The sequence below is a fragment of the Thermaurantiacus sp. genome, from assembly GCF_053487655.1.
On the sequence record NZ_JBRCLD010000018.1, the window covers coordinates 1 to 24,957 of the forward strand.

Consider the following 24,957-nt stretch of genomic DNA (forward strand, 5'->3'; position numbering starts at 1 on the left):
CCCGACCGGGCGTTGGGCGATCTGTGCACCGGGCAAGGCATAGCGGCCACGGGGCGGCTCGCGCACCGTCAGCCAAACGAGGAGGCCGATGAGGAGCCCGGGGAGACCCATGAGCACGAAGGCGAAGCGCCACCCAAAGGCGTCCGCGAGCAGGCCACCCGCCATGAGGCCAGTGACGGTGCCGAGCGTCGCGCCAAGAGTCAGGATTCCCATGGCCCGGGCCAGCTCCTCGCGGCGGAAATAGTCAGCAATCAAAGATTGCGACGAGGGCCCGCTGCAGCCCTCGCCGACCCCGACCCCGGTACGGGCGAGGAACAGGGTCCAGAAGCCGGTGGCAGCGCCGCATAACGCAGTCATGGCGCTCCAGAAGGCGATCGCGCAGGCAACGATGCTGCGGCGGATGCTGCGGTCGGCAAGGCGGGCAGCAGGGAAGCCGGCGAGCACATAGGTAAGAGTGAAGGCGAGCCCGCCGAGCAGGCCGAGCTGGGTGTCGGAGAAGGCGAACTCGGCCTTGATGTCCTCAAGCAGGATCGCAAAGACCAGCCGGTCGGCAACCGAGAACAGGCTGACGAGGGTGAGCAGCCCGAGCACATACCAGCGATAGCGGCCAGGCTCGGCCGTGGCGGGTGCGGGATCAGTGATGGGGGCGGGCCGTGAGGCCATTGTCCACCGGAATGGTGAGCCCGGTCAGGAATCGGCTCTCGTCGCTGGCAAGGAAAAGGACGGCAGCAGCCACATCGGCAGGCGCACCGAGCGCGGTTGCGGGCAGCGGGCCGTCGGGCACCTCCATCAGCGGCTGATCGGCCCGGCCGGCAACCGCGCGCACCATCGGAGTCTCAATCCCGCCAGGCGCAAGCGCGTTCACGCGGATGCCATAGCCCTTGTCCTGGCAATGGATGGCAATCGAGCGGGTCATCGCCCGAATTGCGCCCTTGGCTGCCGAGTAGGCGACAATGCCGCCATAGCCGAGGAGCGCTGCAGTTGAGGCCATGTTGATGATGGACGCACCCGCCCCCGGCCGATGCTTCATGAGCGCAAGGGCGTGCCGGCAGCCGAAGAAGGTGCCCATGACGTGGATGTCGAGGTGAAGGCGGAAGTTGGCAGTCGAGCAATCCTCGATCGACTCGAAAATCACATTGCCGGCGTTGTTGACGAGGATATCGAGACCGCCGTGCTGCGCGGCAACCTCTGCGAGGACGGACTGCCATTGCGCCTCGTCTGTCACGTCAAGGGCATGGGCTTCGCCACCGATCGCGCGCGCCACCTCATGGGCAAGGTCGGCTTCGCGGTCGGTGACGATGACATGCGCACCTTCTGCGGCAAGGCGCTCGCAATCGGCCTTGCCGAGCCCCATCGCTCCGCCTGTTACCAATGCAATCTTGCCTTCGACCCGACCTGCCATGCCGCTCGCCTCCCGTCTCGACAATGGCCCGGACGGCAGGCCTTGCACAACACTCGCGAAAGCGATGGGCTTGCCGCTGCAAGCAGCGGCCAAGGGCTAATCCTTTCGCCAGATGGTCAGAGAGGAGACAGGGCGTAGTTTGGCATAGGGAGAGGGTTGCCGAAAGCCTGAGCTGCGCGGGGAGGATGCGGGCTCGGCTTCCGGAGGGGAGGTCGCATGTTGCATGTCTTCGACAGCCACGTGCGCTGCGCGCGCACCATCATCCACATGCTGGCCGGTGCTGCGAGCAGCGCCCTTATGAGCAGCGCACAGGTGGCACAGGCGCAGAGCAGCCAGGAGGCGAGCGCGCCTGCCGCCTCGGCTGAAAGCTTCGGGGAAATCATCGTTCGCGCACGGATGCAGAACGAGACTTTGCAAGATGTGCCGGTCACGGTTTCCGTTGTCGGCGGTGAGGAAATCGAGCGCTACAATTTCAACCAGATCGCCCAAGTTGTGAGCCGGGTGCCAGGCCTCAATGTGCAAGTAGGGGGATCGGGATCGGGCGGGCAGCTGAGCCTCAGGGGCGTGGGCTCGTCCAACATCTCGGCGGCCTTCGACAGTGCCGTCGCGCTCGATTTTGACGGAGTCCAGGTCTCGACCATGCGGATTTTGCAGGCGGGGTTCTTTGACGTCGCCCAGATCGAAGTGCTGCGCGGCCCGCAATCGCTCTATTTCGGCAAGAGCGCCTCTGCCGGCGTCTTCTCGATCAAGTCCGCCGATCCGACCCCGCGATGGGAAGCCGGAGTCAGCGCCTCCTATGAATTCGAGGAGAAGGGCTGGCTTGCAGGCGCCTATGTCTCGGGGCCCCTCACCGAAACGCTCGGCATCCGCGTCGCTGGCGAAGTCAACGATATTTCCGAGTTCCAGCGCATGCAGGATGGGACACCGGCCGTCAACCAGACCCGCGGTCTCAAATATCTGATGGGTCGCGTCACTCTCGATTTCGAGCCCGACCCGGGGTTCAATGCCAACCTCAAGCTGCAATATGTGCGCTACGAAAATGATGGCGCCATCGGCACGGCCGAAGTCTGGTGTGGCCCCAACGGGAGGGCTGATCCCATCGTTTTGCTGCAGGGGGCGATCGCCGTGCCCGCCGGCTATGACTGCAAGACGTTCGACCAGCGTTACTTCCTGCCCGACTGGGCGCTTGCGCTTGCACCCGGCGTGCCTCTGCCCTCCAAGGCGGCAGGTCGCAATGGCGTGCCGTTCGGCGAGACCGACATTTTCTTCACTCGCTTCAAGTTCGACGCCAAGCTCTCGGACCGCTTCACGCTTTCGTCCGTGACTGGCTATCTCAACCTCGATGCCACAGATGCCGACAGCTTCAGCTACGGTGGCGTCGGGCCAGCCTCCTCGACCATCCCGGCACCATCCCCGCCCTTCCCGCCTGGCTCCACGCTCCCCGTCGGCGTCATTGCCCCCGCCCTCGGCGCCAACAACGCGCCAGGTTCGGCGCAGGGCATGGGAACCAGCGATCCCAACAACAAGCTCGACCAGCTAACCCAAGAGATCCGGCTGGCCAGCGAGTTTTCCGGCCGCTTCAACTTCATGGTCGGCGCCTTTTACGAGTGGCGCAAATTCACCTTCGATACTGCCCAAAACGCCGTCAACATTTCCCTCATCTCTCCTGACCCGACGCTCCCGCTGCTCGGCGGCGGCGTCGCCCAAGGCACCGGCTATACTTTCGACTGGAACAAAATCCACGTCACCAAGACTGAGGCCATTTCGCTGTTCGGAAGCGTGACCTTTGATATCACCGACCAGCTGCAGCTGTCCGGCGGCGTCCGCTGGACCGACGAGCACAAGGTCCAGACCATCAGCGTGCCCTTCGTCCACAACCGCCTTGCCTATGTGGCTGCCCCGGGCAACCCTGGCTTCTTCGTGCCAAGCCCCCTCTTCTTGCAGAGCGGGTTCTTCTCGGGGCCAATTGCGTTTGATGACAGCAACTGGTCACCTGAAGTGACGCTGCGCTACCAGCCCTCGAGCAGCTTCACCCTCTTTGGATCGTTCAAGACGGGCTTCAAGTCGGGCGGGATCGACAATTCGGCGCTTCCCTCCAACGCCCTGCGGGGGCTGGCAAGCCCGGATCCGGCGGTTGTCCAGGCGACCAAGGAGGCGCTCATCTTCCAGTCCGAAACTGCGATCGGCGGTGAAGTCGGTGCCAAGTGGCAGTCAGACAACCGGGCCTGGACCCTGAATGGCACGGTCTTCCACTATATCTTCGATGACCTGCAAGTGCAGAACTTCAATGCCCGCACGATCCAGTTCGTTACCACCAACGCCGGCGAGCTGACGACTTCGGGCATTGATATCTTCGCTGGGTGGAACACGCCTGTTGAAGGCTTGGTCCTCTCCGGCAATCTCTCGTTTCTGGACGCGAGATATACGGACGCCTTCGTCCAGCCAGGCGAGGATGGCATCCCCGGCACACCCGATGATGTCGACCTCGACGGGCGGCGTGCCTCGCAGGCACCGCGCTGGGCAGGAAACATTGCTGCCGACTGGGCCATCCCGCTCGGCAACAAGCTGCAGCTGACACTTGCAGGCAACCTTGCCTTCAACAGCGGCTATTTCACCGACGAAGCAACGCTCGAGGATGATTATTTCCAGCCGGCCTTTGCGACGCTCGACACCAGCATCGGGATCGGATCGGCCGATGGTCGCTGGCGGCTCTCGCTCATCGGCATCAATGTCACGGACGAGATCTATGTCATCACTTCGGGTGGGCGCCCGTTCCTCGCCCCAGCGGGCGGGCGGCTGCCGCGCGGCGACGATGTCATCTTCACCCAGAACCGGGGCCGGCAGCTGTTCATTGAGGGCCGGCTGCGCTTCTGAGGCGGCATCGGCAGCGGTATGGGCAAAAGTGACAATTGCCTCTCACATCCGGACTGCAGCACATGAGGGTCATGGAAGGAGGCCGGCACTTGGCACGTGACGAACTGCTGGAGATGACCCGCGCCCTCATCGCCCATGGCAAGGCGGGCACCATGGACCTTGCCGACGACGTGGTGCGCGTTCCGGCCTCGACCTACACAGACCCCGACCGCTTCGAGCGCGAAAAGGCGCGGATCTTCCGGCGGCTGCCACTCATGCTTGCGCCCTCGTGCGAGCTGCCCGAGCCTGGATGCTACAAGGCAATGGAGGTGGTCGGCGTGCCGGTGCTGCTGGTGCGCCAACGCGACGGCACCATGGCGGCCTTACTCAACATGTGCACACACCGCGGCAACCCGCTGGCGCAAGGCACCGGCAAGGGGAGCCGGTTCACCTGTGGCTATCATGGCTGGACCTTCGGCAGCGACGGCACGCTGCTCGCCATTGCCTCGGCGCCCGACTTCGGCACGGTGGACAAGGCGGCGCTGTGTCTCAAGCGCTTTCCCTGCCTCGAGCGGGCGGGGCTCATCTTCGTCATTCTCGATTCTAACTCCCGTCTTTCAATCGCCGATGCGCTCTGTGGCTACGACCGGCTGCTCGAGCATTTCGGCTTCCGGGACTGGATTTTGTTCGAGCAACGAACCATTCCGGGGCCGAACTGGAAGACGGCCTATGACGGCTATCTCGATTTCTACCACCTGCCCGTGCTCCATGCCGCCACCTTCGGCAGCGACTTCTTCAATCGGGCCAATTATTTCGCCTGGGGCCCCCACCAGCGGTTGGCGAACCCGTCCAGGTTTGCGCAGCGCACTGGCGCTGACGAAAAGCTCGATCTGTCGCAAATGGATGAAGCCGACTGGCCTCACGATGCACTGTTGCAGGGCGTTTGGACCATCTTTCCCCACATCTCGATTGCAAGCTTCTACGGTGGCGGTGTGCGCGGAGCGATGATCAGCCAGCTCTTCCCTGGCCGGACGGTCAGCGAGAGTGTGACGACCCAATATTATGTGATGGAGCGCTCGCCCGAGACCGAGGACCAGCGCCAGGGGGCACACGAGCAGTTCGCCTTTCTTGAGACCGTGGTGGCCGGCGAGGATTATGCAACTGGCAAGCGCCAGCATGATGCGCTGATGAGCGGGCAAATGGCGCATGTTCTGTTCGGCCGCAACGAGCGCGGCGGCCAGGTCTTTCACCAGTGGGTGGACCGGCTGGTGGAGGCGCGTGATGAGGAGCTGCCCGGCCTCTTCCGCGCGGCTTCGGCCGCAATGCCGCAGGAGGCGGTTGCCGCCTAGCCAAAGGGCGGGCGGAAGTTGCTCTCGCTCCAGTTCTGCCGCTTCGCCCAGGCGCCAAGGGTCTCGAGCGTGCCGGCAAGTTCAGGGAAGCGCTCGTAGACATAGTCCATGTTGACAGCGAACGGGCGCGTGGGGGCGGTATTGTTATATTCATAGAAGGCAGCGATCTCGCGCGCGAACTGGTCCCGGATCGCCTCTGGCATCTCGTCGCCTGCGGCATCGACGAGATAGCGGCCGAAGGCTTCCGGCGTACAGGGGTCATAGCGGATGGGCTTTCCGAGGGCTTCGGAAAGCGCTTCTGCCACCTGCGGGCCCCGAAGCCGCTCGGGGCCGCCGATGTTGATCCAGGCACCCTCGAGATCAGGCCGCTCGATGGACGCCAGCATGAAGCGGGCAACATCATCGAGGCTGATCCAATTGGCCTCGAGCATGGGGTTGTGCGGATAGACATAGCGGCCCTCGTTCACGATGAAGGGCCGGGCCCAGTTGGTGAGCAGATTGTCCATGAAAAGGACTGCGCCGAACACGGTTCCAGCCGCACCGGAGCGCCACAGGGCGTTGATGCCCGCGGTATTGGCGCCATATGTGAACGGGTCGCCGGGCCGGTCGGGAATCCAGCTCGACGTGTTCCAGACGACTCGCTTGACACCGAGCTCGGCTGCCGCCTTGCCAACCTGGCCGACAAGTGTGGCGCGGTCGGCCCGGGCCTGGAGCGGGTGAGTGTAGAAGATGTGGTCGACGCCCTTCAGGGCTGCGGCGTAGGTCGAGGGATCGTAGAGATCCATGGGCACGACCGTCACCCGCTCGAGGCCTTCAATGTCGGCGCCGGCGAAAGGATCCGGCCGGCGCGAGATGGCGCGCACATCATGGCCTTGCGCGAGCGCCTGCCGGACTTGCGCCATGCCCTGCCGGCCGGCAGCACCGATAACAGCAATCAAGGCCATGGGTGACCTCCTCTCCCCCATGGAACCTAGGAGATGCGCGCGGTCAGACGCACGGCCGAATCTGCTAGCTGGCGTTTTGGGGTGTGGATGGGGAGGACAGCATGGCAGGTGCGGCACAGGATGTCATCGAGACCTTCTGGCGGATCCAGGATGGCGGAGACTATCGCCAGCTGGTCCCGCTCTTTGCTGAGGATGCACGGCTTGAAGACCCGATCTGGGGCGTGTTCGAGGGGCGCGAGGCAATCGCTGGCTTCATGGCGAAGATGGTGGAGGAAATGGGCGGACGCCAGATCCGCTTCACAGCCGACGAGATCTGCGGGGATGAGGAAGTCGCCTGGGCGCGCTGGACCATGCATGCGCCTGAAGGCACTCGGACTGGTGTTGGGATCTACCGGGTGAAAGGCGGTAAGCTCGTCTTTTACCGCGACTATCTTGATCCGCCTGCGAAAGCCGGCTGACGGGTCAGAGCGGCCGGTAAAGGGGGTGGCCGCTGGTGCGGATCGAAAGGACGGGCAGCGGAAAATCGGGGCGCGGGCTGTCGTCGGGCTGGTCGGGAAGCGGCAGCGACCAGTCGAGGATGTAGCGCCGGCTGGCGATGCGCCATTCGCCATTACGCCTTGCATAGCTATCGAGATAGCGGCCGCCGTAGAGGTTGCCGGCCATGCGCCCGTCTGCCCCCGCGCGCACGCCTGCGGCCAGGCCATAGCATTCGCCCTCGGCCGTATCGGAGCCCGTGAAGCGCAGCGCAAGACCAGTGAGCAGGTGCCAGCGCCGTGCCGAGGCGCGTTCGATCGCCATGACGACGGGGATGAAGTCCTTGGCTGTGCCCGTGAAGAAGCCATAGTCGATGGCGGCTTCTGGCCAGTAGCAGCTGGCCTGGCCATCCTCATCGAGCCAGTCGAGCGTGCGGGAATAGCGGGCAAGGAGCGCCTCGATGGCGCGCGTATCGAGCAGGCGGCGGAGCTCGGCGTCCATCGTCAGGCCCGGCCAGCCCACCAGGAGGCGATGGTGAGCGGGAAGCGCTGCTGGGCGGTCCGCATCGCCTCGCTCGCGTCTTCAGGGAGGGGCGGATCCTCGGTCTGGCTGAGGCCAGGTGCAGCGGTGGCAACAGGGTCCACATATTCAAGACGGATGCTCTCGAGCACATCGCCGAAATCATGGCTCTCGTGGTGCTCCGACATCTGGTGGTGATAGAAGGCCCATTTGTCTTTGAATGAAAGCAGACAATAGTAGCTGTTCTCGGCCTCGCCCTTCCAATATTCATAGCGGACGACGCCTGGCTCGGTTGCGTGGGTCTGGCGGACCATGTCTTCCATGATGGCTTCCCATTTCTCGAGCTTGTCGGGCTTGATCCGGATGTGGGCGAGAAGAGTTGTCATGGAGCGGCTCCTCGGGCGGGGCGGATATCGAGCTTGAGTTCGAGCAAGCCCAGCATGATGCCGGGCTGGTAGGGAAAGCTGTTGTCGGGGCTGACCGAGAAGCCGTCGAGACGGTCGAGCAGGCGGTTCCAGGCGATGGTCTGCTCGAGACGCGACAGACCAGCACCAGGACAGACGCGCGGGCCGGCCGAGAAGGCGAGATGGCGCGTGATCGCCTTGCGGTCGAGCTTCAGCATATCTGCGTCCTCAAACTCGTTCGGATCGATGTTGGCAGCGGCCCAGCGGAGATGGAGCGTCGAACCGGCAGGCACCTCGGTGCCGGAGAAGACCTCGTCCTCGGACGTGATCCGGGTGGACAGGCCTTGCGTTGGCGAGCGCAACCGCATCGCTTCCTCGATGAAGGGGCGGATGAGGGTGCGGTCAGCCTTGAGGCGGTCGAACAGGCCGGGGTGGGAGTCGAGCAGGCGGGCCTGCTCGGCGATTGCATACTGGGTGGTCTCCAGCCCGCCGATGACCATGGCATAGACGATGCCATTGATCTCGTCGTCGGTCAGTTTCCGGTCGAGTGCAGCATAGTGGACTTGCGTCAGCCAGCTGATCATGTCGTCAGCAGGGCGCGCGCGCTTTGCGCGCACCGTCTCGCGCACATAGTCAGAAAAGCCAGCAAGCAGGCGGAACTTCTCGGCCTTCTGGGCATCTGTCAGGATATTGTTGTGGCCACGGCCGTGGACATAGGACATGACTTGGGCCTGCCCCCAGATTTCAAGCTGGGGCACATCCGCCAGAGGAAAACCGAGCAGGCTTGCCATGGTGCGCTGCGGCAGGGGCCTCGCGAATTCGCGAACGAAGTCGATTGTGGCCCGGCCCTCCCAGGCATCAATGAGGGCATCAGCATGCGCGGTAATCATGGCGGCATGGCGGCCAGCGCCCGGGCCGACCCAAGGGTCGGTCAACTCCTGCCGGTGGGCGCGCCAGAGCGCCTGGGTGGGCCGCAGAGTGACAATCGACTGCACCATGGCGTCGAGGTCGGGCATTTCGGTCGGGAGCTTGCCCGACTGGATCACCTGGGCGACGAGCAAGTCGAGCGTGGGGGGAAAGCGGCTCCAGTCTTTGACGACGCGCGAAATGTCCGCGTGGCGCGTGAGAATGAAGGCGTCGCGATCGGGAGTGAGCCCTTCACCGGGAAGCCGAAGCACCGGGCATTCGGCGTGCAGCAAATGATAGGCCGCATACCAGTGCTGTGGCGCACCAGGGCCGAACAGGTCGACTTCGGCGACACTCTTTGGACAGCCGGTTGCCTCCACACGCCCTCCCGCGGCGTCTCTATCCAATCGCGCAGTTGCCGTCCGCTGGCGGCCTTCATAGGTCGCATGCGGGAGTGAAGGGCACGGCCCACATCAGCACGCGAGGTGGGATGAGCCGGATCGAGAAACTGGCACCCGAGGCATGGGACGTGCGGCTGCGCGAGGCCGTCCAGCCGGAGGCGCTTACCGCGCTCGAACAGGGGCTCATGCGCTTCTTTGCCCATTGCCCGGAGCAGGCGCTCGGACTTCTCCGCTTTTCCGCGGCAATGCGGGCCGGGCGGCGGCTTCCGGCCCGGCTGGTAGAGCTGATGCGTTTGCGGATCGCGTTTCACAACCAGTGCCGCAGCTGCATGGCAATCCGCTACCAGGACGCGCTCGCCGACGGGCTTACCGAGGCACTCGTCTGTTCACTTGAAGCGCCAGATGAGGCGGCGGAGCTGACGCCAGCAGAGAAGGCAGCCATTCGCTATGGCGAGAAGCTGGCAACCGACCATCTTGCGATCAGCGACTCCGATTATGCCGAGCTCCGGGAGCATTTTTCCGAAGCGGAGATCGTCGAGCTGGGCATGACCGCCGCCTTCTTCGTTGGTTTCGGTCGGCTCGGCGCCACCTGGCATATGGTGGAGGAACTGCCGGAAGCCTTTCGCGGCATCGGTCCGATCGCCCCCTGGGGGCAGGACCGGATCGTGGTGCGCTGACAATCGAGGGAATCGAAGATGGCGAGCCCAGCCCCTGTTGCCGACCCTGAGCTCAACCTGTTCGACCCTGCTGTCCAGCAATGCCCATGGGCTGCCTACAAGCGGTTGCGGGACGAGGCGCCGGCCTACTGCCTTCCCGGCACCAACATCTGGGTTGTGACCCGCTATGAGGACGTGCGGCGGGTTCTGCTTGATGTCGAGAATTTCCCGAGCAGTGCCGGGAACGCTCCCTACCGGATGGCCACCAACAATATCGAGCGGGCGAAGAAGGTGGCTGCGCGCTTTGCGGAGAGGGGCTGGGTGCCGGCGCCGACGCTCGCCGGCCGCGATGACCCAAACCACCGGCAAATGCGCGAGATGTTCAACGAGGCCTTCAAGCCGAGCCGGATCAAGGCCCTCGACCCGCTGGTCGAAAAACTCGCCTATGAGCTCATCGACGGCTTCCTTGCCGACGGCCGCTGCGAATGGGTGAGCCAATATTGCGTGCCGCTGCCGCTCTACATCATCGGCGAGCAGATGGGCGCCAAGCGGGAGGATATCTGGCGAATCAAGCGCTGGACCGACGCCTTCTTCCACCGCATTTCGATGATGCTGCCCGAAGACCAGGAAATGGAGATGGTGGACCGAGAGATCGAAGGCCAGCATTATTTCCAGGCCATCTTCGAGCGGCTCCGGCGCGAGCCTGACGACAGCCTGATCAGTGTCCTCGTCAACACCGTCATCGAAGAGTGGGGCCGGCCCCTCAATGACAATGAGCTCCATGCCGAAATGATGGCGGATACCTTTGTCGGCGGTAGCGAGACGACGACCAATGCGCTCGCCGCCGGCATGAAGCTACTCATTGAGAACAAGGATGTGTGGGCCAAGCTCCGCGCGGACCCGGACCGGTATCTTCGGACCTTCGTCGAGGAAGTGGTGCGGCTTGAGTCGCCAGTACAGAGCCTGATGCGCTTCTGTGCGCGCGATACTGAGATTGGCGGGATCACCATTCCGGCCGGCGCACTCGTCAATGTGCGCTATGGTGCAGCCAACCGCGACGAGCGGGTATTTGCCAATCCCGACCAGCTCGATCTCGAGCGCGAGAAGGCAGGCGCGCATCTCGGGTTCGGCTCGGGCACCCACCATTGCCTGGGTGCGCCGCTTGCAAGGCGTGAACTCTGGTGGGGCTTCCGGGCTGTCATCGACCGCTTCGAGGACATGGACTTCGCCGACGGCAATGATTTTTCCTACCACCCGCACTTCCTGCTGCGCTCCCTCAAACAGCTGCACATCAGCTTCGTGCCGCGCCGCAGCTAAGCGGCGGTCAACCTGGCCATGGCGCGAGCCCGAGGAAGGGGAGAGGAACGCGGGGAAGGGCCAGCCCGTCGCCGGGGAGCAAGCTGACGGGGCGCGCAGGCGCAAGGCGACGGGCCGTCAGATTGGCCAGTCGCGGGAAATGCTGTGCATGCTAGCCTTGCCGGCCGGAGGAGAGAGGCCATGGAAACCCACCGCACTTTCTGCCGCTTCTGCCATGCCAATTGCGCGATGCTTGTTGATGTGGAGGACGGGCGGGTTGTCGCCGTGCGGGGGGACCCGGACGACCCCGTCTATGGTGGCTACACCTGCATGAAGGGGCGCGAGCTTCCGGATTCGCACAATGCCCCGCACCGGCTGACCCGTTCGCTGGTGCGCGGGCCCGACGGCCAGTTCCGGGAAACACCGATGGCCGAGGCCCTCGCCTTCGTGGGCGATGGCTTGAAGCGGATTATCGACTCCCACGGGCCCCATGCCGTTGCCCTCTTCATGGGCTCGGGCGGCTACCAGAACAGCGCCGCCTGGGCAGCAACCCATGCCCTGGCGCAAGCGATCGGCACCCGGAACTTCTTTACATCCGTCACCCTGGACCAGCCTGCCAAGGTCTTCACCACTGCGCGCTACGGCAAGTGGATGGGTGGCGCCAACCTGTTCAGCGAGGCGGATGTTGCCTTCCTTGTCGGCAACAACCCCATTGTCTCCCACTATTCGCCGCCAGGCGGCGTGCCGCCGTTCAGCCCGTCGCGGCGGATCCGCGACCGCAAGGCCGCTGGCATGAAGCTCATCGTTGCTGACCCGCGGCTCGCCGAAGTGGGCATGCTGGCCGACATCTACTTGCCCGTGAAGCCAGGCGAGGACCCGGCGCTGCTTGCGGGCATGCTGCGTGTCATCATCACCGAAGGCCTTTATGATCGCAATTTCGTCGCCGCCCATGTCGATGGGCTGGACGCGCTTGCGCAAGCGGTTGCGCCCTTCACGCCCGAGGTTGCTGCCGCGCGCGCCGGTGTCGAGGCGGAACTTCTGGTCAAGGCTGCCCGGATGTTCGCAGGCGCCCAGCGCGGCTGCGCTGTTACGGGAACGGGACCGGAGATGGCCGGCAATGGCACGCTCACTGAATATCTGGTGACGGCCATGAACACGCTGTGCGCCCGCTTCCAGCAGGAGGGCGAAAAGGCGGCCATTCCGCGCATCTTTACGCCGGCAACGCCGAGGAAGGCGCAAGTCGGCCCCAAAGTGCCGCTCTTCGGTGCGGAGGGGATGCCAAAATCCCGCTTCCGCGGCCTTGGTCACCTTGGGGTGGAGATGCCGTGCAATGTGCTGGCCGACGAGATCCTAACCCCTGGCGAAGGGCAGATCCGGGCGCTCATTTCCGTTGGCGGCAACCCGGAAGTGGGCTTCCCCAACCAGCTCAAGATGCGGCGCGCACTCGATTCGCTCGCGCTTTTCGTCCAGATCGACCCGTGGATGTCAGCAAGCGCAAAGCGGGCAACTGTCGTGCTCGCGCCCAAGCAGTGTCTCGAGCGCGAAGACATCAACAACCTCTCCGAATGGTGGCACGAGGAGCCCTACGCCCGCTATGTCGAGGCCGTGGCGACGGCACCGGGCGACGTCATCGACGAATATGAGATGATGTGGCATCTGGCCAAGCATCTCGGGCTGCAGTTGCAGCTTCCCGGTGGGCCGGTGCCGATGGACTCCTGCCCGCCCAAGGTCCAGTTTCTCGATCTCATGACCGCCGGCTGCATCGTCGCCCCGAGCAAGGTCCGGGAAGATGCGCGCGCGGCAGGGGGCGCGGCGATCATCTATTCGGAGCTGCACCCGATCGTCGAGCCGGCTGACCCGGATGCCTGCGAAAGGTTTGATCTTGCCGCCGGCGACATGCCGGGCGCGCTTGCGCGCTATGCTGCAGACGAGGCGCGCGCCGCTGGCTTTGATTTCCGGCTCATTTCGCGGCGCTCCAAGGCGCGGTTCAACTCGATCGGCCACCCGCTCGAGCGGCTGCGGGCACGGGCCAAGACCAACCCGGCCTACATTCACCCCGCGGATCTGGCCGAACTCGGCATTGCCGATGGTGCGATCATCGAGATCCGCTCGGCACACGCCACCATCCATGGCGTTGCCAGGGCCTCAGACCGGGTGCGGCGGGGAATCGTCTCGATGGCGCATGCCTTCGGCGACTCCGACGCCGGCAAGGAGGATGTGCTGGAAAAGGGAGCATCCACCAATCGCCTCACCAGCGACGAAGTGGACTATGACCCCATCACTGGCCAGGCGCTGCAGAGCGCCATACCGGTGAAGGTGGCTCTCGCTGCCTAGCCGAGCTTGCGCAAAGGCTCGCTGCCATCCCAGTTTTCGCAGGCCTCGCGGATGCGGGCGAAGAGGTCGGGGCCGTCGGTTGCGCGCTGGAGCACCTCAACAAGGTGGCCAGGCCCCGTGCCCGGGTCTGCATAGAGGACGCGCGAGGCCCCGAACCGGCCTTCGAGCGCAACTTTTGCCCCGGTTTCGCGGCAAATGCGGTAGGCCGCCTCGAGGTCATCGACCAGGATACAGACATGGTGGAGACGGTCTCTGACGCCGTAGGGGCCAGTGTAGATGGAGGGCGAGTTATTTTCCGGCCGGATGAGCTCGATCTGCAAGTCGCCCCAATAGGCGAGCGCCAGGCTGAACCGAGCATCGGTCGGCTCCCCCAGATAGCGCATCCCCTCGAGCTGGATGTTCTCGATGAGATGGAAGGGCCCAACACCCATGGTGCGGGTCCAGTGGGTGACGGCAGCGTCGAAGTCGCTTGGCACATAGGCCAGTTGCATAATGGGGCCGAGGGCGGAAAAGACGGAGTGGAGAGCCATGATGTCCTCTCGCGGTAAGGCCGGACGGGAACTAGCTGCGAGGGACCAGTTGCGGCAACCTGACCAGCCCGAGAGGGAGAGGCCAATGAACAAGCCAGAGACGATCACCCGCCCGGACCGCTGCCCGGCGATGAGCTACACCGAGATGCTGGAGGCCGACACCCGGCCCGTGCCGGACTTCCTGCTCCAGGAGACGACGCGGGAGATGTCAACCGAGCCGGTTTCGGTCATCCCCTATGTGAGCGAGGAGTTCGCCCGCCTTGAGCGCGAGCGAATGTGGCCCAATGTCTGGCTGTTCGCTGCCCGCGAGGACGAAATGCCCGACCCCGGCGACACGGTCGTCTTTGATATCAATGACAAGTCCTTCCTCCTGGTCCGGCAGGAGGACATGCGCGTGCGCGCCTTCTACAACGCTTGCCTCCACCGCGGCCGCAAGCTGCGCACCAAGGCCGGGCCGACACCGATGCTGAGGTGCCCCTTCCATGGCTTTACCTGGAACAATGACGGCAGCCTCAAGGAAATCCCCTGCCAGTGGGACTTCCGCCACCTCGAAGGCAAGGACCTGTCGCTGCCGGAAGTGCGAGTGAACCTCTGGGAAGGCTTCGTGATGATAACGGAGAATCCCGACATTCCCGAGTTCCCCGAGTGGCTGGGGCCAGCGGCAAGCCACTATGCCCCCTATGACTTCAAGAACCGCTACACGGGCATGTGGGTGAAGCGGCGGATCGAGGCCAACTGGAAGACCACTGCCGAGGCCTTCATGGAGGCCTGGCATTCGATCACGACCCATCCGCAACTGCTGCCTTTCCTTGGCGATGCCAACAGCCGCTACGACCTCATCGGCGACCATTTCAATCGCGCCATTACACCTTCTGGCGTGCTCTCGCCCCATATGCGCGGCAAGGATCAACGCTATGTGCTCGAGAAGATGAACGAATTCTCCGGCGGCAACGATGCGGAGACGAACCGGCGGTTCAACGCGACAGAAGAGGTGGGCGACTTTGACCCAAACGACCCGCTGCTGGCGCGCAAACTCCTCGCCGAGGCCGGCCGCAAGGGCTTTGCAGCGCAATATGGCTATGACTATTCGAAGGCCTCAGACGCCGAGATCCTCGACAATTTCACCTACAACATTTTTCCCAATTTCTCGCCCTGGATCGGCTACCTGCCCACTCTCGTCTATCGCTGGCTGCCAGGCACCACGCCTGACTGGTGCACCATGGAAATCCGCCTCCTGTTCCCGACCCCAAAGGGCGAGAAGCGGCCGCGCGCGGTTGAGTGCACCCTCATTCCCGATGGCGAGCCTTTCTCCTGGGCAGCCGACAAGATGGGGGCGGCCCTTGCTGGCGTCTTCGACCAGGACCTTGCGAACCTGCCGCATGTGCAGACGGGCATGAAGACGCTGAAGTCAGGCCGGATGGAGCTCGGCGCCTACCAGGAGAGCCGGGTGCGGCATTTCCATGAGACGCTGATGAAGTATATCAACGGCGAGCTGCCAGCCAAGCGCAGCTGAGCGCTTACACTTCGGCTGCGACTTCGGCCGTGTCAAAATAGTGGATGCGGAGCTCCTTCAGGAGCCCGTCTTCGAAGCGGCCGGCCTCGCAGATGGTCTGGGTAAGGCTGCGCCCGGTTCGCTTGGATGTCATGGTAAGGCTCAAGACAACGACGCCCCAGTCCTTTCCGCCTGTGACTTCATGGATCTCGACCTTCGCCGAAGCCCAGCTGCCATACATGGCTGCCGCCACGCGCTGGAGCGCGTCACGGCTCTTCCATTCGCCGCCATAGGGAAGTGAGGCCGGCTCGACGATGGTGAACTCCGGGTGGCAGCGGGCTTCGACCGCAGCCCAGTCGCGCGCACCAGCTAGGCGGTAGATCTCGGCCAGCAAAGCGCCTGCGTTGGGCATCGCCTACCCTGCTGCCCGTTCGCCGACCAGATGGGCCGGATCGGCGGCGCCATGGGCGCCACGCCAGTGCGCGGGAAGTGCGGCAAACCCGGCGTCAGCCGAAGGCCGGTCATGGCGGCCATCGTGGAGGCCGATGCGATGGGCGATCCGCCAGCAGCCGTCGCGCTGCTCGAACCGGTCGATGTAGCGGCCCCAGACAATCGCTTCATAGGCCTGGCCAGTGCCCGGAAATGGCGCGTCCGCCGGAGCATCGGCCGGGACCAAATGGACGGCAGTGAACCAGGTCTCGACATGGGCGCAATTGGGGCCATCATGGGCGATGAGGCTCTGGCCGAGCTGGTGGTGCGTGCCTGACAGCGGCAGCAGAACCGCCTTCGCAGCTTCGACGAAATGGCGCCAGTCCCCCTTGATTGCGGCAAAATGGTAAGTGGCGTCAGTGTGGAAGCAGGCGACAAGCAAATGGAAGGCACGGCGATCAAGCGCGTGACAGTAAAGCGCCAGAACCCGCCGGATCGCCTCTTCTTGCCCTGGCATCTTCCCTTCCCTGCTTGCCTTCTGGAGACAATGGAACAACCGGAGCGCTTCAACCACTGCAACAAGTGCTGGATCTCCCCCAATGCCAGGCCTGGGCCTCACCAAGGTTTGCAGCTCCCTGCGCTTGCGAACAGGGTCAGATTGCAGCCGTTCGGGAACGGGCCTTGGGATGTGGGCGCGAGGGATCTTTACGCTTGTGGTTTTCGGGCTTGCCGTCCCAGCCCATGCCGATCCGAGCGCACGCGGATGGCAGTTCAGCATCGAACCCTATGTCATGGCCCCGTTCATAAATGGCGAAACCGCCATTGGCCCAGTCACCTTCCGTGGCTCAACCAGCCCTGGCGATCTGTTCGCAAACCTGAACTGGGGCGTGATGGGATTGCTGGAGGCCAACAACGGGCGCTTCGGAATCCTCTTCGACGGCAATTACGCAAATCTTGAAATGGAGCGCGAAGGCCTCATCGATAGGGTCGGAGGCCACCAAGGCGCCTATGCCTTCCTGCTGCTGGCGCGAGTGCATCGCTTTGCCGAGGCCTATGCCGGCGTGCGTGTGACTGACCTTGGCGTGCGCATTGCCTTGACTGACCCGCGCACTGGCAAACCCGTCGAGGCGCGTCGGTCGGAAACCTGGGTTGACCCCATTGTCGGCTTGCGGGTGCGAGGGCCGATCGCGCGCACGGTCAATCTCGCCATGCTGGCGGATGTCGGCGGCTTCGGCGCTGGGTCCGATATGTCGGTGCAGGCCTGGCCTTCCCTCGGGATCCAGCTTTCGCGCACGCTTGATGCAAAGCTCGGCTATCGGCCTGTTTAAGCGAAGAAACGGTCTGGCGAAGGTGTGCGCCGGTTTCATTATGACGTGCTGACCCACGGCCCCACTGCTGGACTCCGTCTCCACTTCTGAAAGGGTCTCGGCGCCTTGTGTAGCCCTTTGCTATCCTCGCCAAGCGCTGTCCACAACGACGCGCGCCACCCACTCGCTCAGCCTCGGGGCGACGCGGCGGCTGGGGCACTCCCAGGCGCACTGCGGCACGCCTGCTCGGCAGGGCGCAACAGCGCGGCAGCCGCCTTGCGCAATTCGGCGGCAAGCAAGCGGAACTCGGCCGAACGCGGTGACGTCGGGCGCCAGATAAGCGCGATCTGCCGGCTGGCGCGCGGGCTATCGAGCGGGCGGGTCTCGACTTGCGTGCCAGCGAGAATCCCGGAGTCGACGGCAAGCCTGGGCAGGAAAGTGCATCCAATCCGGTTCTCGACCATCTGGACAAGCGTGTGAAGCGACGTGCCAAGGACCGCAGCATCCGCCCGCAGGCCAGCGCGGCCGCAGGCAGCAAGTGCGTGATCCTTCAAGCAATGACCGTCTTCGAGGAGGAGGAGCCGCTCTTGGGGAAGCGTCGCCGGATCAACTTTTGCGGCAGGCGCGGGCAAGTCGGCAGGATGGAAGGCAAGGAGGATGGGATCTTCGAACAGGACCTCCGCTTCGACATCCCCGCACGCCCAAGGCAATGCCAGGAGCACACAGTCGAGCTCGCCACGGGCAAGCAGGGCACACGCCTGGTCTGACTGCTCCTCGCGCAAGTAGAGACGAAGCTCGGGCCAGGCGGCGCGAAGCCCCGGCAACAGCCGTGGCAAAAGAAAGGGGGCAATGGTGGGAATGACTCCCAGGCGGAGCTCGCCAGCAAGTGGCCGCCCCGACGCACGCGCAAGCTCGGCAATGGCTTCGGCCTCCGCAAGAAGCCGCCAGGCCCGCTCCACCACCTGGTTGCCAAGCGGTGTGAAACGGACGACGCGACGCGTGCGCTCGACAAGGACACAATCGAGCAGCGTTTCGAGCTCCTGGATTCCGGCCGAAAGGGTCGACTGGCTGACATGGCAGGCATCGGCAGCGCGACCGAAATGGCCGGTGCGGTGGAGAGCGACGAGATACTGGAGCTGCTTGATGGTGGGCAGGTAGATCATGGCTCGCGAATAATCGCCTTAGACGATGACATCAATCGATTTATCTTGTTTGAACGATGAGGCATGCCGTTCTATTTGCGGCGCAGCATCGCGCGGGCCCCTCCGCCGCTGCTCCGATCTTCCCGTAACATGTTGGAAAGAGGTTCAGATGCTGACCATCGGCGACAAGCTTCCTGAGTTCAAGGTTGCAGTGCAGCAGGGCGTGGACAAGCTCCCCGCCGGCGAAGTGCTGACCGACAAGGATTATCCTGGCAAGTGGAAGGTGATCTTCTGGTGGCCGAAGGACTTCACCTTCATCTGCCCGACCGAGATCATCGGCTATGGCGAACTGAAGCAGGAGTTCGAGGACCGCGATGCGGTGCTCATCGGCGCCTCGACCGACACTGATTTCGTCCATTTCGCCTGGCGCAAGTCGGACGAGCGGCTGGCGAAGTGCGACTTCCCCTGGATCGCCGACAACAAGCAGGAGCTCGCCAAAGCGCTTGGAATCCTCGACAAGGAAGCAGGTGTGGCGCTGCGTGCGACCTTCATTGTCGATCCGAACAATGTCATCCAGCATGTGACTGTGAATGGTCTGAACCAGGGCCGCTCTCCGCAGGAGACGCTCAGGAACCTTGATGCGCTCCAGACCGATGAGCTGTGCCCTTGCAACTGGACCAAGGGCCAGGAAACGCTGCGGCCAGCCGCGTAAGGGAAAAATGCCTTGCGCCGGGCGGTGTCAGCCGCCCGGCCTTTTGCCCGGCCGTTGCGACGCGCCGGGCCAGCCCGGAGACTTTTCCATGGCGCTTGCCGAACTCGCCCAAACGCTTCCCGACTATGCCAAGGACCTGCGGCTCAACCTGTCGTCGCTCATGAACGATGCCGGGCTCAGTGAGCAACAGAAGTTCGGAACCCTGCTTTCGTGCGCGCATGCCACTGGCGTCAAGCCGCTCATCGCTGCGGCGGAGACGGAGGCCGGGGCAAGGCTTGCTCCGGAAGCCCTGGCGGCCGCCCGAGCTGCTGCGGCCATCATGGCGATGAACAATGTCTATTATCGATTCACGCATCTTGCTTCCAACCCGGAGTATCGCACCCTGCCGGCGCGGCTGCGAATGAACATTCTTGGCGCGCCGGGGATCGACAAGGCCGATTTTGAGCTCTTCTGCCTTGCAGTCTCTGCCATCAATGGCTGTGGCGCATGCATCGACAGCCATGAGAAAGTGCTGCAGCAGCATGGCGTGAATAGCGGGACGATTCAGGCGGCAGTCAGGCTGGCAAGCGTGGTCACCGCAATCGCTGCAGTGCTGCGGGCCCACTAACGCAGCCATGGATGGTGGGAGGTGAAAGCTGAGGCCTGGTCGAGTGCAGGAGGCAGCCGGCCATGGGTTGCTGCCAAAGGAAGCGCGCTTTGCAGCCGCAAGGCGCCGGATGCGCATATCCTCTCGGCCAGGCGCGGGGTGTGACTGCCGCACGGAGATCAGCCCCCGTTTGAAGAGCAGCGACAGTGCCGCAATGACAGCCTGGATGGCAGCGTGTGCAGGGCGCGATCCCGTGCGTGCGGAGGGCGGCAGCTGCCCTTGGCCTTTCGACCTAGTCTGGACAAGGGGGCTGGCGCTTTGCTTGCGTGAAGCCTATGTCGCAATCATGGGGCGGCGGGAGCGCGCATGGGCCTTGGTTCCTACCTTGCAAGCGTGAAGGCGCGCGACCCAGCGCCGCGGTCACGGCTGGAGATCCTGACCTACCCGGGCGTGTGGGCACTTGGACTGCACCGGGTGGCGCATGCGCTCTACCGTGCGCGGCTGTTCTTCCTCGCGCGGGTGGTCAATCACCTGAGCCGGTTCCTGACCGCGATCGACATCCACCCCGGTGCGCGGATCGGCCGAAACCTCTTCATCGACCATGGGTTTGTGGTGATCGGCGAAACTGCCGAAATCGGCGACAATGTCACCATCTACCAGGGGAGCACGCTCGGTGGCACCAACCCCACGTCTGGTGTGGGCGGCAAGCGCCACCCGACCATTGGCAATGACGTGGTCATCTCGCTCGGGGCGGCAATCCTGGGGCCGATCCATGTCGGCGATGGCGCGAGAATTGGTGCCAATGCCGTGGTCACGAAGGATGTGCCGGCAGGGGCCACCATGGTTGGCATCCCCGCCAAGCCGATTCCGGTTGTGGTGCGCGACGAGCCAGGCTTTGTGCCCTATGGAACGCCGTGCTCGGAGAAGTTCGACCCCATTACGCAAAAGGAGGAACTGCTGCGCTGCGAGATCCAGGCGCTCCGGGCCCGGCTCGAGGCGCTCGAGCGCGCCTCCGGCAGGACATCTGACGCCGCGTGACTGGAGTGGTGCCGCTTCGCCGGCGGGTCGTGTTTGCGCGGGCAGAGCTTGACCTCATCATGCAGCTCTACGGCCGGATGGTCGCCGCCGGGCACTGGCGCGACTATGCCATTGACCTTGCGCCTTCGGCAGCGACCTTCAGTGCCTTCCGCCGCAGCGCCGAGCGGCCGGAGGTTCGCATCATCAAGGACCCTCGCGCCCGCCAGGGCCCCTATGCACTCGTCTCCGAAGCAGGGGCAGTCCTGAAGCGCGGCCATGATCTTGCGGCCGTGCTCGCGCCGCTGAAGCGCCGGCTTGTCAAGCTGGTGGAGGCCGAGACCTAGCCGAACAGCTCAGCCGAAGTCGGGTTGCGCCGCAGCGTCAGCCCGCCATTCACCTGGAGCGCCTGCCCGGTCATGAAGCATTCGTCGGACGCAGCGAAAACGGCTGCGGCAGCAAGGTCTTCAACCGTGCCGATCCGGCCGAGCGGATACTCGCGCGCGAACTTCTCTTCGAGGCCAGGCACTTGCATGGCCTCAGCCGTCATCGGCGTTGCCATCAAGCCCGGGACCAGCGAATTGGCCCGAATGCCCTTGGCGCCATACTGGTTGGCAATCGCGCGGATGAGGGCGTCGCCGGCAGCCTTTGTCGCAATGTAGGCCGCGTGGTTGTCAATCACCCGGTCGGTTGTGGCAGAAGAGATCTGGAGGATCGCACCCCCGCCCTGCGCCGCCATCACGGGCACAAAGGCCTGGAGGAGATGGTGCACGCCCTTGAACTGGAGGGCGGACATGAGCTCGAGATCCTCGTCCGTCACTTGCTCGAGCGGGCGGAGCAAGCCTATCCCAGCGCAATTGACGAGAATGTCCACGCGCCCGCCGAGCTTCTCGAGGGCCGTGTCTCTGAGCGCCTCGACTTCGGCACGATAGCGGATGTCGACAAGGGCGAAATGGCCTCCGATCTCCTCAGCGAGCGCTGCAAGCGGCTCAGGACGCCGGCCGGCAACAAGGACGGTTGCGCCTTCGGCTGCGAAGCGCCGGGCAATGGCCTGGCCGGCATTGTCCTTGCCGGCTGCACCAACAACGACAGCAGTCTTGCCTTGCAGGCGGCCACTCATGCGGCAATCCGCCCAAGCCTGCCAAGCACGGCTTCGGCTTCTGCTACCGTCTGCTCGACGATGGTGCGGCAGGGAAGGATTTCGCGCACACCGCCCCCGCCCTGGCCGGCTGCGAAGCATTGTGTCTCGGGGTCGAGGTTCTCGGTCACGCCGGCGATCGGCCCGAGCCGGTTTTCCTGGGCCGACTCCATCGCCTGCAGCGGGAAGGGCTTGGCAGGCTCTTTCTCGAACCGCTCGGTGGTGCGGTTCCTGATGGCGCGAAGGGTCTTGCCGGTAAATCCTCGCGAGACGACGGTGTCGGCCTCGGTCATCTTCACGATCGCCTCCTTGTAGACCTGGCCGGCATGGGCTTCGGTTGAAGCGATAAAGCGCGTGCCCATCCAGACGCCCACACAGCCAAGCGCAAGGGCCGCAGCAAGGCCACGTCCATCAAAAAGGCCGCCCGCTGCGACCACCGGGATCTTCACGGCATCAACGACTTGCGGCCAGAGCGCAACCGAGGCAACGGCCCCGGTGTGGCCGCCGCCCTCCGTCCCCTGGGCAATGACGAAGTCGCAGCCCGCAGCTTCTGCCTTCACCGCATGGTCGACCTTGCCGACCATGGCTGCAACCAGGATCCCAGCGTCTTTCAACTGGCGCACGATCGGGTAGGGAACGCCAAGCCCGGCGATGAAGGCTTTGGCACCATTGGCGATGATGATCTCAACGGACGCCGTCAAAGTCTCGGGCTGGGCGGCGAGGAGATCGACGCCGAACGGCTTCTCCGTCAGCTCGCGGACGCGCTTCATCTGGGATTCGATGAATTTCGGGCTTGTTCCTGCCATGCCGAGGGAGCCGAACCCGCCGGCTTCAGAGACGGCGGCGCAGACCTCGGCATAAGAGACGCCGCCCATGCCTGCGAGCATGACGGGGTGGGCGACTCCGAGCAGGTCGCAGAGCGGGGTCCTGAGCGCCACCTCAGGCCGCCTTGCGTTGCGCGTTGCCGTAGAAGGTCTCGCCCTTCGCCGCCATGTCCCGAAGGATCTCAGGTGGCGCGAAGCGCTCGCCATGCGCTGCCGCCAAGCGATCGAGGGTGGCAACGACCGTGGCAAGGCCGAGCGTGTCCATGTGGCTGAAGGGCCCGCCAGTGAAGGGCGCGAAGCCCCAGCCGAAGATGGCGCCAAGGTCGCCGTCTTCGGGCGTTTCCAGAACGCCTTCGGCAAAGCAGCGAGCGCATTCGACCAGCTGGCGGAACAGAAGCCGTTCCTTGACTTCAGCGGGCGCAGGCTGGTGGACCGAGAGCGGGAAGTGGCTGGCGAGCTCGGGCCACAGGTGCTTCGGGCTGCCGTCCTCGGGGTAGACATAGAAGCCCTTGCCGTTCTTGCGGCCGTGGCGGCCGAGGCCGACCATGGTTTCGATGACCTTCTCGCCGGGGCCAGGCTTGTAGGCCTCGCCCAGGTCTTTTTTGGTCTGCTGGGCGACCTTGTAGCCAAGATCGAGGCCGACCTCGTCATTGACTGCGAGCGGGCCGACCGGCATTCCCATGTGCCGGGCAACATTCTCGATCAGGGCCGGCTTCACGCCTTCGCCCAGGAGTGCGAGGCCTTCCTGCACGAAGGTGCCAAAACAGCGCGAAGTGTAGAAGCCGCGGCTGTCATTTACGACGATCGGGGTCTTCTTGATCTGCGCGACATAATCGAGCGCCTTTGCAAGCGCGCGCGGGCCCGTCTTCTGCCCCATGATGATTTCGACGAGCGGCATCTTCTCAACTGGCGAGAAGAAGTGGATGCCAATGAAATTCTCCGGACGAGACCAGGCCTCGGCCAGGCCGGTGATGGGAAGGGTTGACGTGTTGGAGCCGAAGATGGTGTCTGCACCCACGACCGCCTCAGTCGCCCTGGTGACTTCGGCCTTGATGCTGCGATCCTCGAACACGGCCTCGATGATGAGATCACAGCCGGCGAGATCCGCGTAGGAGGTGGTGGGGTGGATGCGGCCGAGGATCTCGGCCATTTTGGCTGGATCCGTGCTGCGCTTCTTCAGGCGCTCCTCGGTGTAGGCCTTGCCCTTGTTCGCGCTTTCCATGTCGCGGTCGAGGAGGACGACTTCGATCCCGGCCTGGGCCGAGACCATGGCGATGCCGGCGCCCATGAGGCCAGCGCCGAGCATGCCGAGCTTCATGGTCTTGGCCGGGGGCGCGTCCTTGGGGCGGCGAGCACCCTTTTCGGCTGCCTGCTTCGAGACAAAGAGCGAGCGGATCATGTTGCCGGCCTGCGGGTCGGCCACGACGCGCGCGAAATATTTGGACTCGACGCGGATGGCAGTGTCCATCGGCAGCTGGGCGCCCTCGTAGACGGCCGAGAGAATCGCCTTCACCTGGTTCATGTTGCCGAAGCTCTGCCTGTGGGCCATGGCGGTGCCGCCGATGAAGGTCTGGGCAAAGGCCGGGTTCATGTGGCCGACGCCGCCGGGGAATTTGAAGCCCTTGTCGTCCCACGGCTGGGTGGCCTTCGTCGGGTTGGCCTTCACCCAGGCCTTGGCACGGGCGACCAGCTCGTCGCGGGGGGCGAGCTCCTGCACGACGCCAAAGCCGAGTGCTTCCTGCGGGCTCATGGACTTTCCCTGGAGGAGATACATGAGCGCGGGCTGCACGCCCATGAGGCGGGGCAGGCGCTGGGTGCCGCCGGCGCCGGGGAAGAGGCCGACGAGCACTTCGGGAAGGCCGAGCTGGATCTTCGGATCGTCGGCGACGATGCGGTGATGGCAGGCGAGCACGATCTCGAGCCCGCCGCCGAGCGCGAGGCCGTTGACGGCGGCAGCGACCGGCTTGCCTGCCGTCTCGAGGTCGCGGAGCAGCCGGTTGAGGGCGAAGACAGCTTCAAACAGCTGCGCCATGCGGGACTTGCCTGAACCGTTGCCCGGGCCGGCGCTGCTGAAGTTCATGCCCTTCAGGTCGGCGCCGGCGAGGAAGCCCGAGGCCTTGCCCGAGGTGATGACGGCGCCCTTGACGGCATCGTCGGTCTTGATGCGCTCGACCGCGGCGGCGAGATCGCGGCTGACCTCGGCGTTGATGACGTTCATCGAGAGCCCGGGGCAATCGATGGTGAG

The 24,957-nt window shown here is 64.4% G+C and carries 25 protein-coding genes; 12 read left to right on the forward strand and 13 right to left on the reverse strand.

Features of this window, described 5'->3' with window-relative positions; genetic code table 11:
• On the reverse strand, positions 1–663 hold a 663-nt coding region (locus ACWIQA_RS01905), incomplete at its 3' end, for an MFS transporter (protein WP_448581372.1).
• The gene (locus ACWIQA_RS01910) at positions 635–1,402 is read right to left on the reverse strand and encodes an SDR family NAD(P)-dependent oxidoreductase (protein ID WP_448581373.1); all 768 of its coding nucleotides are present in this window, start codon (positions 1,400–1,402) and stop codon (positions 635–637) included. The genes ACWIQA_RS01905 and ACWIQA_RS01910, both read right to left, overlap by 29 nt.
• A gap of 216 nt (positions 1,403–1,618) precedes the next feature.
• Here ACWIQA_RS01910 and ACWIQA_RS01915 point away from each other — a divergent pair, with 216 nt between their 5' ends.
• Positions 1,619–4,276, forward strand: coding sequence for a TonB-dependent receptor (locus tag ACWIQA_RS01915; protein WP_448581374.1), 2,658 nt, complete (start codon positions 1,619–1,621; stop codon positions 4,274–4,276).
• An 89-nt stretch (positions 4,277–4,365) separates the two neighbouring features.
• Positions 4,366–5,604, forward strand: a complete 1,239-nt coding sequence (locus ACWIQA_RS01920) for an aromatic ring-hydroxylating oxygenase subunit alpha (protein WP_448581375.1) — start codon at positions 4,366–4,368, stop codon at positions 5,602–5,604.
• Here the strand turns inward: ACWIQA_RS01920 and ACWIQA_RS01925 are convergent.
• Positions 5,601–6,548, reverse strand: coding sequence for an SDR family oxidoreductase (locus ACWIQA_RS01925; protein ID WP_448581376.1), 948 nt, complete (start codon positions 6,546–6,548; stop codon positions 5,601–5,603). The two genes, ACWIQA_RS01920 and ACWIQA_RS01925, sit on opposite strands and share 4 nt — an antisense overlap.
• 101 nt (positions 6,549–6,649) lie before the next feature.
• Here ACWIQA_RS01925 and ACWIQA_RS01930 point away from each other — a divergent pair, with 101 nt between their 5' ends.
• Positions 6,650–7,006 (forward strand): nuclear transport factor 2 family protein, encoded by a 357-nt coding sequence (locus ACWIQA_RS01930; RefSeq protein ID WP_448581377.1) that lies wholly within the window; start codon positions 6,650–6,652, stop codon positions 7,004–7,006.
• 4 nt (positions 7,007–7,010) lie between these two features.
• Here the strand turns inward: ACWIQA_RS01930 and ACWIQA_RS01935 are convergent, their stop codons facing one another.
• Genes ACWIQA_RS01935 through ACWIQA_RS01945 form a run of 3 tightly spaced genes read right to left on the reverse strand, consistent with a single transcriptional unit; the run spans position 7,011 to position 9,231 of the window.
• Positions 7,011–7,544: a nuclear transport factor 2 family protein gene (locus tag ACWIQA_RS01935; protein WP_448581378.1), complete on the reverse strand. Its 534-nt coding sequence runs from the start codon at positions 7,542–7,544 to the stop codon at positions 7,011–7,013.
• Entirely contained in the window at positions 7,526–7,927 is a 402-nt protein-coding gene (locus ACWIQA_RS01940; RefSeq protein ID WP_448581379.1) for a putative quinol monooxygenase, read from the reverse strand. The genes ACWIQA_RS01935 and ACWIQA_RS01940 overlap by 19 nt, the downstream gene beginning before the upstream one ends.
• Entirely contained in the window at positions 7,924–9,231 is a 1,308-nt protein-coding gene (locus ACWIQA_RS01945; RefSeq protein WP_448581380.1) for a cytochrome P450, read from the reverse strand. The genes ACWIQA_RS01940 and ACWIQA_RS01945 overlap by 4 nt, the downstream gene beginning before the upstream one ends.
• A gap of 110 nt (positions 9,232–9,341) precedes the next feature.
• On the opposite strand from ACWIQA_RS01945, the gene ACWIQA_RS01950 reads away from it, so the two are divergent.
• The 3 genes from ACWIQA_RS01950 to ACWIQA_RS01960 all read left to right on the forward strand — a co-directional run bounded on the left by ACWIQA_RS01950 (position 9,342) and on the right by ACWIQA_RS01960 (position 13,538).
• On the forward strand, positions 9,342–9,929 hold the full coding sequence (locus ACWIQA_RS01950; protein WP_448581381.1) for a carboxymuconolactone decarboxylase family protein: 588 nt from the start codon (positions 9,342–9,344) through the stop codon (positions 9,927–9,929).
• An 18-nt stretch (positions 9,930–9,947) separates the two neighbouring features.
• On the forward strand, positions 9,948–11,225 hold the full coding sequence (locus ACWIQA_RS01955; RefSeq protein WP_448581382.1) for a cytochrome P450: 1,278 nt from the start codon (positions 9,948–9,950) through the stop codon (positions 11,223–11,225).
• Positions 11,226–11,405: 180 nt separating this feature from the next.
• The gene (locus tag ACWIQA_RS01960) at positions 11,406–13,538 is read left to right on the forward strand and encodes a molybdopterin-containing oxidoreductase family protein (RefSeq protein ID WP_448581383.1); all 2,133 of its coding nucleotides are present in this window, start codon (positions 11,406–11,408) and stop codon (positions 13,536–13,538) included.
• Here ACWIQA_RS01960 and ACWIQA_RS01965 read toward each other — a convergent pair.
• Entirely contained in the window at positions 13,535–14,068 is a 534-nt protein-coding gene (locus tag ACWIQA_RS01965; RefSeq protein ID WP_448581384.1) for a VOC family protein, read from the reverse strand. The two genes, ACWIQA_RS01960 and ACWIQA_RS01965, sit on opposite strands and share 4 nt — an antisense overlap.
• An 85-nt stretch (positions 14,069–14,153) precedes the next feature.
• Here ACWIQA_RS01965 and ACWIQA_RS01970 point away from each other — a divergent pair, with 85 nt between their 5' ends.
• Positions 14,154–15,581, forward strand: a complete 1,428-nt coding sequence (locus ACWIQA_RS01970) for an aromatic ring-hydroxylating oxygenase subunit alpha (RefSeq protein ID WP_448581385.1) — start codon at positions 14,154–14,156, stop codon at positions 15,579–15,581.
• 4 nt (positions 15,582–15,585) lie between these two features.
• Here ACWIQA_RS01970 and ACWIQA_RS01975 read toward each other — a convergent pair whose 3' ends face one another.
• Together ACWIQA_RS01975 and ACWIQA_RS01980 are read right to left on the reverse strand one after the other, a co-directional pair.
• Complete coding sequence (locus tag ACWIQA_RS01975; protein ID WP_448581386.1) at positions 15,586–15,972, reverse strand: nuclear transport factor 2 family protein; 387 nt, start codon at positions 15,970–15,972, stop codon at positions 15,586–15,588.
• 3 nt (positions 15,973–15,975) lie between these two features.
• Positions 15,976–16,506 (reverse strand): nuclear transport factor 2 family protein, encoded by a 531-nt coding sequence (locus ACWIQA_RS01980; protein ID WP_448581387.1) that lies wholly within the window; start codon positions 16,504–16,506, stop codon positions 15,976–15,978.
• Between the two features lie 274 nt (positions 16,507–16,780).
• Between ACWIQA_RS01980 and ACWIQA_RS01985 the strand changes: the two genes are divergently transcribed.
• Entirely contained in the window at positions 16,781–17,317 is a 537-nt protein-coding gene (locus tag ACWIQA_RS01985) for a hypothetical protein (protein ID WP_448581388.1), read from the forward strand.
• A 167-nt stretch (positions 17,318–17,484) separates the two neighbouring features.
• Here the strand turns inward: ACWIQA_RS01985 and ACWIQA_RS01990 are convergent, their stop codons facing one another.
• Positions 17,485–18,459: a hydrogen peroxide-inducible genes activator gene (locus ACWIQA_RS01990; protein WP_448581389.1), complete on the reverse strand. Its 975-nt coding sequence runs from the start codon at positions 18,457–18,459 to the stop codon at positions 17,485–17,487.
• Between the two features lie 148 nt (positions 18,460–18,607).
• Here ACWIQA_RS01990 and ACWIQA_RS01995 point away from each other — a divergent pair, with 148 nt between their 5' ends.
• The 4 genes from ACWIQA_RS01995 (at position 18,608) to ACWIQA_RS02010 (ending at position 21,097) form a co-directional block, all read left to right on the forward strand.
• On the forward strand, positions 18,608–19,150 hold the full coding sequence (locus ACWIQA_RS01995; protein ID WP_448581390.1) for a peroxiredoxin: 543 nt from the start codon (positions 18,608–18,610) through the stop codon (positions 19,148–19,150).
• 88 nt (positions 19,151–19,238) lie between these two features.
• Positions 19,239–19,757, forward strand: a complete 519-nt coding sequence (locus tag ACWIQA_RS02000; RefSeq protein ID WP_448581391.1) for a carboxymuconolactone decarboxylase family protein — start codon at positions 19,239–19,241, stop codon at positions 19,755–19,757.
• Positions 19,758–20,102: 345 nt separating this feature from the next.
• Positions 20,103–20,774 (forward strand): serine O-acetyltransferase EpsC, encoded by a 672-nt coding sequence (gene epsC, locus ACWIQA_RS02005; protein WP_448581392.1) that lies wholly within the window; start codon positions 20,103–20,105, stop codon positions 20,772–20,774.
• Positions 20,771–21,097, forward strand: coding sequence for a DUF2794 domain-containing protein (locus ACWIQA_RS02010; RefSeq protein WP_448581393.1), 327 nt, complete (start codon positions 20,771–20,773; stop codon positions 21,095–21,097). The genes epsC and ACWIQA_RS02010 overlap by 4 nt, the downstream gene beginning before the upstream one ends.
• Here ACWIQA_RS02010 and ACWIQA_RS02015 read toward each other — a convergent pair.
• The 3 genes from ACWIQA_RS02015 to ACWIQA_RS02025 all read right to left on the reverse strand — a co-directional run.
• Positions 21,094–21,870, reverse strand: coding sequence for an SDR family NAD(P)-dependent oxidoreductase (locus ACWIQA_RS02015; RefSeq protein ID WP_448581394.1), 777 nt, complete (start codon positions 21,868–21,870; stop codon positions 21,094–21,096). The genes ACWIQA_RS02010 and ACWIQA_RS02015 overlap by 4 nt on opposite strands.
• Positions 21,867–22,826 carry an NAD(P)H-dependent flavin oxidoreductase gene (locus ACWIQA_RS02020; RefSeq protein WP_448581395.1) on the reverse strand — a complete coding sequence of 320 codons (960 nt, stop codon included), beginning with the start codon at positions 22,824–22,826 and terminating at the stop codon, positions 21,867–21,869. Before ACWIQA_RS02020 ends, ACWIQA_RS02015 begins: the two co-directional genes overlap by 4 nt.
• A gap of 1 nt (position 22,827) precedes the next feature.
• Positions 22,828–24,957: 3-hydroxyacyl-CoA dehydrogenase NAD-binding domain-containing protein (locus ACWIQA_RS02025; protein WP_448581396.1), on the reverse strand; the 2,130-nt coding region annotated here is incomplete at its 5' end.